The 12,554-nt window shown below is 64.6% G+C and carries 11 protein-coding genes; 4 read left to right on the top strand and 7 right to left on the bottom strand.

All coding sequences use genetic code 11. From position 1 onward, the window contains the following. Positions 1-36 precede the first annotated feature (36 nt). Both DJFAAGMI_RS14065 and argH read right to left on the bottom strand, forming a co-directional pair. Positions 37-1,017 carry a Bug family tripartite tricarboxylate transporter substrate binding protein gene (locus DJFAAGMI_RS14065; RefSeq protein WP_211457609.1) on the bottom strand — a complete coding sequence of 327 codons (981 nt, stop codon included), beginning with the start codon at positions 1,015-1,017 and terminating at the stop codon, positions 37-39. Positions 1,018-1,114: 97 nt separating this feature from the next. Next, positions 1,115-2,563 carry an argininosuccinate lyase gene (gene argH, locus DJFAAGMI_RS14070; RefSeq protein WP_211457610.1) on the bottom strand — a complete coding sequence of 483 codons (1,449 nt, stop codon included), beginning with the start codon at positions 2,561-2,563 and terminating at the stop codon, positions 1,115-1,117. A 340-nt stretch (positions 2,564-2,903) separates the two neighbouring features. Here argH and DJFAAGMI_RS14075 point away from each other — a divergent pair, with 340 nt between their 5' ends. From DJFAAGMI_RS14075 to DJFAAGMI_RS14085, 3 genes are all read left to right on the top strand, one after another. Further along, a complete protein-coding gene (locus DJFAAGMI_RS14075) occupies positions 2,904-3,869 on the top strand; it encodes a DMT family transporter (RefSeq protein WP_211457947.1) in 966 nt (321 codons plus the stop codon). Positions 3,870-4,061: 192 nt separating this feature from the next. Next, positions 4,062-5,132, top strand: coding sequence for a sensor histidine kinase (locus DJFAAGMI_RS14080; RefSeq protein ID WP_211457611.1), 1,071 nt, complete (start codon positions 4,062-4,064; stop codon positions 5,130-5,132). Further along, the gene (locus DJFAAGMI_RS14085; protein ID WP_211457612.1) at positions 5,113-5,850 is read left to right on the top strand and encodes a LytR/AlgR family response regulator transcription factor; all 738 of its coding nucleotides are present in this window, start codon (positions 5,113-5,115) and stop codon (positions 5,848-5,850) included. Before DJFAAGMI_RS14080 ends, DJFAAGMI_RS14085 begins: the two co-directional genes overlap by 20 nt. A gap of 47 nt (positions 5,851-5,897) precedes the next feature. Here the strand turns inward: DJFAAGMI_RS14085 and DJFAAGMI_RS14090 are convergent, their stop codons facing one another. The 5 genes from DJFAAGMI_RS14090 to polA form a co-directional block, all read right to left on the bottom strand. Continuing rightward, on the bottom strand, positions 5,898-6,857 hold the full coding sequence (locus DJFAAGMI_RS14090) for a ZIP family metal transporter (RefSeq protein WP_211457613.1): 960 nt from the start codon (positions 6,855-6,857) through the stop codon (positions 5,898-5,900). Positions 6,858-7,057: 200 nt separating this feature from the next. After that, complete coding sequence (locus DJFAAGMI_RS14095; RefSeq protein WP_211457614.1) at positions 7,058-7,963, bottom strand: dienelactone hydrolase family protein; 906 nt, start codon at positions 7,961-7,963, stop codon at positions 7,058-7,060. Between the two features lie 92 nt (positions 7,964-8,055). Next, positions 8,056-8,367, bottom strand: coding sequence for an AzlD domain-containing protein (locus DJFAAGMI_RS14100; RefSeq protein WP_211457615.1), 312 nt, complete (start codon positions 8,365-8,367; stop codon positions 8,056-8,058). Next, positions 8,364-9,026: an AzlC family ABC transporter permease gene (locus DJFAAGMI_RS14105; protein WP_249334322.1), complete on the bottom strand. Its 663-nt coding sequence runs from the start codon at positions 9,024-9,026 to the stop codon at positions 8,364-8,366. The genes DJFAAGMI_RS14100 and DJFAAGMI_RS14105 overlap by 4 nt, the downstream gene beginning before the upstream one ends. 183 nt (positions 9,027-9,209) lie before the next feature. Continuing rightward, a complete protein-coding gene (gene polA / locus DJFAAGMI_RS14110; RefSeq protein WP_211457617.1) occupies positions 9,210-12,023 on the bottom strand; it encodes a DNA polymerase I in 2,814 nt (937 codons plus the stop codon). 98 nt (positions 12,024-12,121) lie between these two features. Here polA and DJFAAGMI_RS14115 point away from each other — a divergent pair, with 98 nt between their 5' ends. Further along, complete coding sequence (locus DJFAAGMI_RS14115) at positions 12,122-12,484, top strand: hypothetical protein (protein ID WP_043006431.1); 363 nt, start codon at positions 12,122-12,124, stop codon at positions 12,482-12,484. The last annotated feature ends 70 nt before the right edge of the window (positions 12,485-12,554 follow it).

Here is a 12,554-nt window from a genome sequence, read left to right on the forward strand (position 1 = left end):
GAAGCAGGGCCTTGAGCATGTGCTGCACGCGCGAAACTACTGCGGCTGGAAACCGCTGCGCTGAATGATACCGGCCCAGACCTTGGAATAAGCAGCCTCGCGCTCCCCCAACTGGCGGGGATTCATGTATCCAACTGTAAGGCCCAGTGCCGTCAGCTGCGCGTAGACGTCACGCTGCTTGAGCACATTGCCCACCGCTGCGGAGAAGCGCTCGACAAAGGCCTGGGGCACGCCGCGGGGCGCAAAAATGCCGTAGTAAGGCATGTCTTCAAAGCCCTTGATGCCCTGCTCCAGCAAGGTCGGAACCTCGGGCATGGAAGCCTGGCGCTTGGCGCCAAGCACGCCGATCACGCGCAGCTTGCCCGCCTTCTGGTTCTCCATGAAGTCGGGCACCGAAGCAATGCCGGCCGGAATCTGATTGCCCAACATATCGGCCAGCAGCGGAGCGCTGCCGCGATATGGTGCGGCCACCAGATCGAGATGGTAATGATCGGCCAGGATCTTGACCAGAAATTCGGGGGTCGATGCCGGCGCCGGAATGCCGATGGTGCCGTTCTTGGCACTGCCTCTGGCCCAGGCTGCGTACTCGGCCAGATTCCTGGCCGGCGTGTTGCTGGGGACGGCCAGCGCATTCACGAAAGTGGCGACCCCGGCCACGGGGATGAAGTCCTGCTGCGGATCAAAGCCCGGCTTTTTCACGACCTTGGGCAGGATGGAGATGGTGTGGTCATGCGTGAGAAACAGCGTATGGCCATCGGCAGGCGAGGCCTTGAGCAGCTGCGCTGCAATCTGGCCGCCGGCTCCAGGGCGGTTCTCCACCAGCACCGTCACGCCGCCCAGCTCGTCCTTGAGCTTGTCGGCCAGCAGGCGCGCAATCGCGTCCGAGCCACCACCGGGCGGAAAGCCCACCAGAATGCGGATGGGCTGGCCCGACGAGGCCCAGGCCAGCGGCCCCAGAGCCGATGCTGCAACCGCTCCCGCACCGGCTTTCAGCAATTGACGACGAGATTGCGTCATGTGTTTTCTCCTTATCTTTTGCAGACTAACCAAAACAAAAGCGCCCGGCAAAGGGCGCTTTCAAGGCGTCAACGTTACGCCACAGTGCCGGGGCCCATCAGGCCAGGCGAGCCTGGTGCTTGGCCAGTTGCGCACGCACCTGAGCCGGGGCCGTACCGCCCAGCGTGTTGCGGGCGTTGAGCGAGCCTTCCAGGCTCAGGGCCTCGAACACATCGGCCTCGATGTTGGGATTGAAGGCCTGCAGCTCGGCCAGTGGCAGCTCGGTCAGGTCCACACCCTTCATGGTGGCCAGCTTCACGGCGTGGGCCACGGTTTCGTGGGCGTCGCGGAAGGGCAGACCCTTCTTGACCAGATAGTCGGCCAGGTCGGTGGCCGTGGCATAGCCCTTCAGGGCAGCAGCGCGCATGTTCTCGGCATTCACGGTGATGCCGCCTTCCTTGACGCCGCTGGCGGGGTTGAGCTGGCCGCCGATCATCTCGGCGAAGATGCGCAGTGTGTCCTTGAGGGTGTCCACCGTGTCGAACAGCGGCTCCTTGTCTTCCTGGTTGTCCTTGTTGTAGGCCAGGGGCTGGCCCTTCATCAGCGTGATCAGACCCATCAGATGACCGACCACGCGGCCGGTCTTGCCGCGTGCCAGTTCGGGCACATCGGGGTTCTTCTTCTGGGGCATGATGGACGAGCCGGTGGTGAAGCGGTCGGCGATCTTGATGAAGCCGAAGTTCTGGCTCATCCAGATGATCAGCTCTTCCGACAGACGGCTCACGTGCACCATGCACAGCGAGGCCGCTGCGGTGAACTCGATGGCGAAGTCGCGGTCGGACACGCCGTCCAGCGAGTTCTGGCTCACGCCTTCCATGCCCAGGGTCTTGGCCACGCGCTCGCGGTCCAGCGGGTAGGTGGTGCCGGCCAGGGCGGCAGAGCCCAGGGGCAGCACGTTGACGCGCTTGCGCACGTCCAGCATGCGCTCGGCGTCGCGCTTGAACATTTCCACATAGGCCAGCATATGGTGGCCGAAGCTCACGGGCTGGGCCACCTGCAGATGGGTGAAGCCGGGCAGGATCACGTCCACGTTCTTGGTGGCCACGTCGACCAGCGAGCGCTGCAGTTCCTTGAGCAGGCCTTCGATCAGGTCGATCTCGCTGCGCAGCCACAGACGCACGTCGGTGGCCACCTGGTCGTTGCGGCTGCGGCCTGTGTGGAGGCGCTTGCCGGCATCGCCGACCAGCTGGGTCAGGCGCGCTTCGATATTCAGGTGCACGTCTTCCAGATCCAGCTTCCACTCGAAGGTGCCGGCCTCGATTTCGGCCGTGATCTGCGCCATGCCCTTCTGGATGGAGGCGAAATCTTCGGCTGCAATGATCTTCTGGGCCGACAGCATTTCGGCATGTGCCAGAGAACCCTGGATGTCGGCCTGCCACATGCGCTTGTCAAAGAACACGCTGGAGGTGTAGCGCTTGACCAGGTCGCTCATGGGTTCGGAGAACAGGGCAGACCAGGCTTCGGCCTTGGAATCGAGCTGGTTGTGCGAAGGAGCAGATGTAGACATGTGAGGGCAACAATCCCGTAAAACCACAGGCCGCCCAATGCAGAAGTTTGGCGTGACGGCTGTGCAAAGCAGAAACAGGGATTTTATCGGCCTGACCCGGCTTGGGCGCCAGAGCGTCCCAGAGCCATTGCCGGCCACTGCGACAAAGCGCTGTTCGCGCACCACACTCTCACGATTCAATAGCACACTGCGATTGATAGATAAGGCCTGCAAGCCTTATCCCGCCAAGCTGGCAAATCCGGTGGCAGCCACCCGGTTTCTGGCCTTCGCGGACAATCATGCCGTCTTCGCTCACCCTCCCTTCACGGCCGCTGCCCAGGCGGCCGATGCGCCGCCCGGCATGCATTCCCGCTCTTCCCTGATTTCCGGCCTCGGTTTTGCGCTGGCCGCCTGCGCGCTCTGGGGCGCGATTTTTCTCGTGCCGGCCATGCTGCCGGAATTCTCGCCGCTGCAGATCACCTTTGGCCGCTTCGTGCTCTATGGCGTGGTGGCCTTATGCGTTTTTCTGCCCCGGGCCACCAGGCTGCTGCCCAGGCTGCAAGCGGCCGATATCCGGCATCTGGTATGGCTGGCCCTGACGGGCAATGTGGTGTATTTCGCCCTGGTCGCCACTGCCGTGCAATGGATAGGCATGGCCGTGACCTCGCTGATCGTGGGCCTGGTTCCCGTCACCGTGCCGCTTCTGGGCCGCAACACCCATGGCGCGCTTCCGCTGCGCCGCATGCTGGCACCCATGGCGCTGATTCTGGCCGGCATCGTGCTTGTCAACGCCCATGCGCTGACCACGGGGCCCGCAGGCAACCAGGGGCGCTATCTGCTGGGCGTGCTGATGGCCGTACTGGCCATGCTCTGCTGGAGCCGCTATGCGCTGGACAACACCCGCTATCTGGCACAAAGCCGCTTCAACGGCACGGAGTGGTCCACGCTCTGGGGTCTGGTCGTCGGGCTGATCAGCGCCTTGCTCTGGTTGCTGCTGTGGCTGATATCGCCTGAGGCCAGCGGCGCCGGCAGCCCCGACATTCCGGCCCAGCGCTGGCAGCTGTTCTGGCTGTTGAATCTGGCCGTGGCCATCCTCTCGTCCTGGCTGGGCAACTGGATGTGGAATGCCGCCAGCCAGCGCCTTCCCATCACCTTCGTGGGCCAGTTGCTGGTGTTCGAGACCCTGTTTGCCCTGGCCTACCACTTCCTCTATGAACAGCGCCTGCCCCTGCTCGCGGAACTGGCCCCCATGCTGCTGATTCTGGCGGGCGTGGTCTGGTCGCTCAGACGCTATCAGGCCGCCAGCCGGGCGGCGGCCTCGGTTTGAGTCAGCACAAAGCTGATGCATCGAACCGACAGATGCCGCGCGAATTGACGCTGCAGCGCAGCTGCTGGCCAATAATCGCAGGACTTGCACCAATTCGGACCGGGCATGCTGCCCTGTCGGCAGGAATGCCCTTGGTGCATTTTCAGCCCGCTCCAGTCTGCATCCCAAACACCGTCCTGCTCCAGACCGCCCGTGCCCATCTCACCGCTCATCGCTGCCACACCAGCCTCGGCCCGCCCGGTCCTGGTGTTCGACGCCTGCAATGCCGGCGTGGTGCTGCGCGCCGTGCTGTTTGTACAGGTGGTGGTGGGCACGGCGGCCATCTATGGTGCGGACTCGCTCTGGGAGTGGTTTACCAGCGCGGCTCTGCTCACCGGTGCCTGCCTGCCAGGCACCCTGGTCTGGCTGATCGCCGCCTGCAGCCTCAAGCACCAGTTGCAGCGTCTGGACACACGCGGCCAATATCTGGCCGGCGTGCTGCTGGGCGCGCTCGCAGGGCTTTATGCCTGCGGCATGCTGTTCTTCATCGGCATCGACAAAGCCCCCTGGCTGGCCAGCGCCGTCACGGGAGGCCTGCTGGCCGCGCTGCTCGTGACGGCGCTGGTGCTGCGCGCGCGCGGCAACACGCCGGCGCAGACTCAGGCCCGTCTCACCGAGCTGCAGTCACGCATCAGACCGCACTTTCTGTTCAACACCCTCAACAGCGCGATTGCGCTGGTGCGCGCCGAGCCGGCCAAGGCCGAGGCCTTGCTCGAGGACCTCAGCGATCTGTTTCGCTATGCGCTGGCCGAACCCCATCTGACCACCACGCTGGCGCAGGAGATAGAGCTGGCCCAGCGCTATCTGTCCATAGAGCAGGTACGCTTTGGCGAGCGTCTGCAGATGCAGTGGCAGCTCGATGAAAGCGTGCATGGCGCGCTGCTGCCGCCGCTGCTGCTGCAGCCGCTGGTGGAGAACGCCATCCGCCATGGGGTGGAGCCCAATGCGCGCGGCGGCAAGCTGCAGGTACGCACCGAAAGGCGCGGCAACGAAGCGCTGATCCAGATCATCAACACCTTGCCGCCGGCCAGTGCCGAGCATCAAAGCACCGGCCATGGCATGGCCCTGGACAACGTCAGGGCCAGGCTGTCGCTGCTGCACGACCTGCAAGGCAGTTTCAGCGCCAAGGTGCGCGACGGGCTGTATGTGGTGCGCCTGAGCGTACCTTTGCAGCAGAGCGCGCCAAAACCGGGAGAATCCCGTCATGCACATTCTGATCGTTGATGACGAAGCTCTGGCTCGCGCCAGACTGCGCACTCTGCTCGGCGACTGCGCACATGGCCCCCACCATATTCAGGAAGCCGCCGATGCCGACCAGGCCCTGCAGATGCTGCAGGCCGCGCAGCCCGCCCCCGTCCAGCTGGTGCTGCTGGACATCCACATGCCCGGCCACAACGGGCTGCAGCTGGCTGCGTCCCTGGCGGAACTGGCCAACCCGCCCGCCATCGTGTTCGTGACGGCGCATGCCAGCCATGCGGTACAGGCTTTCGAGCTGGATGCCGTGGACTATCTGACCAAGCCCGTACGCCTGGAACGCCTGCAGCAATCGCTGCAGAAGGCAGAACGTGCGCTGAGCACGCGCAGCGTCGTGGACAGCGGCCCCGTGCTACTGATTCAGGAGCGCGGCGGCACGCTGCGGCTGCCGCTGTCCGAAGTGCGTTTTCTCAAGGCCGAGCAGAAATACATCACCGTGCGCACCGTGCAGCGCAACTACATCCTCGATGGAGCGCTGGCCGATCTCGAAACCCGCCATGGCGAGCATCTGCTGCGCATACACCGCAACGCCCTGGTGCTGCGTGCGGCCCTGCGCGGCCTCGAAAAATATGACGACCCGCAGGAAGGCGAAGGCTGGGGCCTGCGCCTGCAGGGCGTGAGCGAGCTGCTGCCGGTCTCGCGCCGCCAGCTGGCGGCGGTCAAGACCGAACTGAAAGATATTTCCTGAATGAAAAAACCGGCTGAAAGCCGGTTTTTTTACGACTGCAGTTGCAATCAATGCTCGTGCTTGTGCGCCGCTTCATGGGCAGCCGCGGGCGCGGGGGCGGGCTCGTGCGAATGCCCGACCTCGGCGCCATGATCGTGGTCATGCTCGTGTCCATGGTTGTGCGCAGCACCGCTCATCACCGTCACGATGACGATGCCCAGCAGCAGCCAGAAGACCTGGGCTGCAGTTTCCTTGGCACTCAGGCGCTTTTGCAGCTGGGGAATCAGGTCGGCCAGCGCCACATAGATGAAGCTGCTCGACGCAACGACCAGGAAATACGGCAGCAGCTCGTGCAGCTGTCCGATCAGGAAATAGCCGGCCACCCCGCCCAGCGTGGTCACGGCTCCCGCCATGGACACCTTGACCAGCGCCACGCGGCGATTGCTGCTGGACTGGCGCAGCACCACGATATCGCCCATGTGGTGAGGCACCTCGTGCGCCAGCACCGACAGTGCAGCAATCAGGCCCAGGCGGATATCGGCCACGAAGGCCGATGCAATCAGCACGCCATCGCCAAAGCAATGCACGCTGTCGCCCGTCAGAATCGCCCAGCCGCCCTTGCCATGGCTGTGACCATGCGCGTGCTCGCCATGGTCATGGTGGGCGTGACCATGCTGATGGTCGTGGCCATGACTGTGAGCATGGTGCACGGCAACAGGCTGGTGGGAGTCGCCATGCGAATGCTCATGGCCGTGGTGCCAGAGTTCGGCCTTGGACAGCAGAAAGAAAAACACCAGCCCGATCAACAGCACCACGAACAGATCATGGGACTTGCCGTGGCTCTCGAACGCTTCGGGCAGCAAATGCATGAAGGCTGTGGCGAGCAAGGCTCCCGCAGCCAGGCTCAGCAGACGCTGGGGCATCAGCCCTGGCGTGCGCCCCCCTCCCAGACTCATCAACAACGCGGCCACCCAGACACTGCCGATACCAGCAGCCAGGGTGGCCAGAATAATTGCTACCAATGTCATAGCTTTATATGGCTTAACCGCAACCTTTTACAGGCGAATCTTGAGGATTTTCGCAGAATGCGCCACCCAACGCGGCCCGCTTGCGACTATCCCCATACCGTCAGCCCCGGATGCGCATGACATGCATGGCACGCCGGGACTTCTTTCACCTTAGCAAAGCTGTCAAGCCCCCCGGGCCGAAAATTTCAGCGTATGAGACATCAAGCCACGCCATACTGGTTGAACCAGGTCAGCATGCGGGTCCAGCCGTCCTGCGCGGCCTGCTCGCGGTAGCTGGGGCGGTAGTCGGCATGAAAGGCATGGGGCGCCTCGGGGAAGATCACGAACTCCGAGGCCCTGGCCGCCGCAGAGCCGGTCTTGAGCGCGGCCTTCATGGCTTCAACCGACTCCAGCGGAATGCCCGTGTCCTTGCCGCCGTACAGGCCCAGCACCGGCGCCTTGAGCTGCCCCACCAGATCCAGCGGATAGCTGGGCTGCAAATCGTTCTTGTTGCCCTGCAGACGCCCGTACCAGGCCACGCCGGCCTTGAGCGGGGCATGTGCGGCATACAGCCAGGTGATGCGCCCGCCCCAGCAAAAGCCGGTGATGGCCAGCTTCTTGACGTCGCCGCCCTGGGTGCCTGCCCATTGCACGGCAGCGTCCAGATCGCCCATGGCCTGGGCATCGGGCACCTTGGCGATCACCTCGCTCATGAGCTTGGCCATCTCGGCATAGGCCATGGGATCGCCCTGGCGCACGAACAGGTCGGGCGCTATTGCCAGATAGCCGGCACGAGCCAGGCGGCGGCAGGTATCGGCAATGTATTCATGCACGCCGAAGATTTCGGAGATCACCAGCACAACGGGCAGATTCTGCTTGCCCGCAGGCATGGCCCGGTAGGCCGGCAGCTTGAAGCCTTTGACATCGATGCTGACTTCGCCTGCCGTCAGGCCGTCGACCGGGGTCTTGATGGCCGTCTGAGCCATGACCGGGCCCGCGGCGCAGGCATAGCCCACGCCCAGGCCCGCCCCAAGGGCTGCGCGCAAGGCCGTGCGGCGGCTGGGCTGGGCATCGGCGCGAGCGCCGAGCAGCCCCTGCATATCCTGAGCGATGTCTTCGTACTTCATGGATCCTCCTTGGGTTGATGGAATTTCAGAACGTGTTGACGATCTCGAGCCTGGCTAGCCATGCAGTCTAAGGCCAGCGCGCTGCAGCCACCTCAGGCCAGCCAGCGCAGCAGCGCCGCAGCCACAGCCCCCAGAATCACCACCAGCAAGAATGGTGCCCGCAGCCACAGGGCCAGCGCCGCCACCAGCAAGGCGCCCAGGCGCGCATCCAGGCTGATGCGTGTGCCGCTGGCCAGGGTGTTCATCACCGTCAGCGAAGCCAGCAACGCCACCGTCAGACAGGCCGCGATCTGGGCCATGCGCGGGCTGCGCATCCAGCGCTCGGGCAGGCTGTAGCCCAGCAGCTTGGTCACAAAGGCCAGCGCGCAGGCCAGCAAAATCCAGTGCCACAGGGACAACGTCATTGCTCGGCCTCCGAAGGGCGCACCCAGCCCCAGAAGGCGCCCAGGGCCGCGGCCAGCAGAATCGGCACGCCTGCGGGCACCCAGGGTATGGCCAGGGCCGTGACCAGCCCGCAGGCCAGCGCCAGCGCCACCGGCTCGCGCGCGTTCAGGCGCGGCCAGAGCAAGCCGAGAAAGGCCGCCACGGCAGCCCCGTCGAGACCGAAGCGGCGCGTGTCGCCCAGCGCATTGCCCATCAGCGCGCCCAGCAATGTGAACAGATTCCAGAGCAGGAACACGCCCGCCCCGGCGACCCAGAAACCGCGCCGCTGCTCGGCCAGCTCTTCCTGCCCCGATGCCGTGGCCGCGGATTCGTCGATCGTCCAATGCGCCGCCAGCCAGCGCTGCAGCCCCTGGACGCCCAGCAGGCGACTCATCTGCATGCCGTAGATGGCATTGCGCACGCCCAGCAGCGAGGCCGCACTCACGGCCGCCATGCCGCTGCCGCCGCCCGCCACCACGCCGATAAAGGCGAACTGCGAACCGCCCGTGAACATCAGCGCGCTCAGCGCCATGGTCTGCCAGAGGTTGAGGCCGGCCGCCACGGACAGTGCGCCGAAGGAGATGCCGTACAGCCCCGTCGCCACCGAAATCGACAGCCCCATGCGTACGGCGGGCGTCATTGCAAAGCCTTTGAACAAGATATTTCCCGCAACAACCTAGAACAATTCAGGAGCTGTCAGCGCTTGTAAACAAAGCACTTCAGGTCGAAAACAACCTGAAGTGCTTTTTCAGAAAGCGCAAGCAGCTCTCTTTTTTAAGGAGCCACCTCGGCAACACCTAGGCGCCCCCGGGACGACAGCGTATCAATGCGCCTTTTCCCAGCTGCTGCCAAAGCCGATCTCGGCCAGCAGCGGCACGGACAGATCGGCCACGCCGGCCATGATGGCAGGGATCTCGGCCTGCACCCAGTCCCTGGCGGCTTCGGGCAGCTCGAACACCAGTTCGTCGTGCACCTGCATGATGACCAGCACCTCGGGCTTTTCGGCATCCAGCCTGGCCTGCACGGCCACCATGGCCTTCTTGATCAGATCGGCCGCCGTGCCCTGCATGGGGGCGTTGATGGCCGCGCGCTCGGCCGCTTTCTTGCGCGGGCCGTTGCCGCCATTGATCTCGGGCAGCACCAGGCGGCGACCGAACACGGTCTCCACATAGCCCTGGGCGTGAGCCAGTTCCACGGTCTGGTCCATATAGCGCTTCACGCCGGGATAGCGCTGGAAGTATTTGTCGATATAGGCAGCCGCAGCCTTGGTTTCGATGCCCAGGTTCTTGGCCAGGCCGAAGCTGCTCATGCCGTAGATCAGGCCGAAGTTGATCACCTTGGCATAGCGGCGCTGCTCGCTGCTGACCTCGTCCACACTCACGCCGAAGACTTCGGCGGCCGTGGCGCGGTGCACGTCCAGGCCGTTCTTGAAGGCGCTCAGCAAGGCTTCGTCGCCCGACAGGTGGGCCATGATGCGCAGCTCGATCTGCGAATAGTCGGCGCTGGCAATGAGCTTGCCTTCGGGGGCCACAAAGGCTTCGCGCACGCGGCGGCCTTCGGGCGTGCGCACGGGAATGTTCTGCAGATTGGGGTCGTTGCTGGACAGACGCCCCGTCACCGCCACGGCCTGGGCGTAGTGGGTGTGCACGCGGCCGTCGCTGGGCAAGGCCATCTGCGCCAGCTTGTCGGTGTAGGTTCCCTTGAGCTTGGAGAGGCTGCGGTGCTCGAGCAGCTTGGCGGGCAGCGGATAGTCCTCGGCCAGCTTTTCCAGCACTTCCTCGTCCGTGCTGCGCGCGCCGGTGGCGGTCTTCTTCACGACGGGCATGCCCAGCTTGTCGAAGAAGATCTCGCCCAGCTGCTTGGGCGAGGACAGATTGAAGGGCTGGCCCGCAATCTCGTAAGCCTCTTCCTCGAGCTTCAGGATGCGTGCGCCCAGATCATTGCTCTGGCGTGCCAGCTCACCCGCGTCGATGCTCACGCCATTGCGCTCGATGCGAAACAGCGCTTCGCTGGTCTGCATTTCCAGCTCGTAGATATGCAGCAGCCCGGCATGGGCCTGGATGCGCGGCCACAAGGTGTTGTGCACGTCCAGCGTCTGGTCGGAGTCCTCGCAGCTGTACGCTGCGGCCTTGTCCACGGGCACCTGGGCAAACGGAATCTGGCTCTTGCCCTTGCCGCACAGGTCTTCGTAGCTGATGCCGCTGCGATTCACATGGCGCAGCGCCAGGCTGGTCAGGTTGTGCGGGCGGTCGGCTTCGAGCACATAGGACTGCAGCATGGTGTCGTGCGCATAGCCGCGCACGGTGATGCCGTGGTTGGCAAACACATGCTGGTCATATTTGACATGCTGGCCCAGCTTCTTTCTGGACGCATCCTCGAGCCAGGGCTTGAGCCTGGCCAGCACCTTGTCCAGATCGAGCTGCTCGGGCACGTCCATGCCTTCGTGACGCAGCGGAATATAGGCGGCCTCGCCCACCGCCACGCTGAAGGAGATGCCGACGATGCGGGCCACCATCTCGTCCAGCGAATCGGTCTCGGTATCCAGCGCCGTCAGCTCGGCGGCCTCGATCTTGGCCAGCCATTCATCGAGCTGCGCCTCGCTCAGGATGGTGGTGTAGAGCACATCGCGCTGCTGGGCCACAACGGCCACCTCGGTGGCCGCTGCGTCATCGGCATCGAACAGGCCGCCCTGGGCACTGTCGACCTTGGCGGCCTTGCCTGGCTTGGCCGCCTTGGTGTCGGCCGCTGCAGCGCCCAGGGTGCGCACCAGGCCCTTGAAGCCGTATTTCTCGTAGAACGGCGCGAGTGCGGCGCTATCGGGCTCGGCCAGCGTGACGGCATCGAGCTGCGGCAGACCGCCGATGTAGGCGGACAGATCGCAGTCGGTCTTCATGGTCACCAGCTGGCGGCTCAGCGCCAGCTGGCCGCTGGCAATCGCATCGCGCAGGTTCTGGCCTGCGACGCCCTTGATGCCTGCCGCGTTGGCAATCAGATTGTCCAGCGTGCCGAACTCCTCCAGCCATTTGGCGGCGGTCTTGGGTCCGACCTTGGTCACGCCGGGCACGTTGTCCACGGTGTCGCCCACCAGGGCCTGGTAGTCGATCATCAGCGCCGGCGGCACGCCGAACTCGGCCGTCACGCCGGCCACGTCGCGCTTCTTTCCGTTCATGGTGTCGATGATGGTCACATGCTCGTTGACCAACTGGCTCAAGTCCTTGTCGCCGCTGGAGACGATGACCTGTATGCCCTGAGCCGCGGCGGTCTGCGCCAGCGTCGCGATCACGTCGTCGGCTTCCACGCCGGGCACGGCCACCACCTTCCAGCCCAGCATGGCCACCACCTCGTGGATGGGCTCGATCTGGCTGCGCAGATCGTCGGGCATGGGCGAGCGCGTGGCCTTGTACTCGGTGTACATCTCGTCGCGGAAGGTCGGCCCCGAGGCATCGAACACGCAGACGGCGTAATCGGCCTGCACGTCCTTCCTCAGCGCCTGCATCATGTTCACCATGCCGCGGATGGCACCCGTGGCCGGGCTGGCCGGGTCGCCGGGAATCGCCCTCAGATCGGGCATGGCATGGTAGGCGCGGTAGAGGTAGCTGGAGCCGTCCACCAGCACCAGGGTCTTGGAATTGCTCATACCCCGGATTGTGCACGCGAGCCCGGCTCCGCCGGTCCGCAGACCCGAGACGGATAGCGCCTGGTGGGACAATTCGAAGTCGCCCTACAATCCACACTATGCGCGCTGCACCACTTTTCATCATCCTGAGCCTGGCCGCCGGATCCGTTCTGGCCCAGTCCCCCACCCCTGCGCCGGCCGATGCCGCAGTCGCTCCTGCGCCCCAGGGCCAGCAGGACAATGCGGCGGCGACCGGCAAGCACAACCAGCGGATCGAACATATCCGCGTGGAGGACGCCGGCAGCCGTGTCGATGAAACCCGCGTGGGCGGCCAGACCCAGAGCATCACCGTGCAACCCAAGGTAGGCTCCATGCCCGAGTACGAGGTGCAGTCCAACGACGGCGCCCGCGCGGCCCGCAACCGCGACAGCAACAGCGGCGACACCACAGGCACCCGCGTCTGGAATTTCCTCAAGTTCTGAAGCGCGGCGCGCTTTTCCCCCATTCATGACAGGGCAGTGCTTCAAAGCACTGCCCTGTTGCATATAGACA

It is taken from the genome of Comamonas brasiliensis (genome assembly GCF_018292285.1).
Lineage (GTDB): Bacteria > Pseudomonadota > Gammaproteobacteria > Burkholderiales > Burkholderiaceae_C > Comamonas > Comamonas brasiliensis.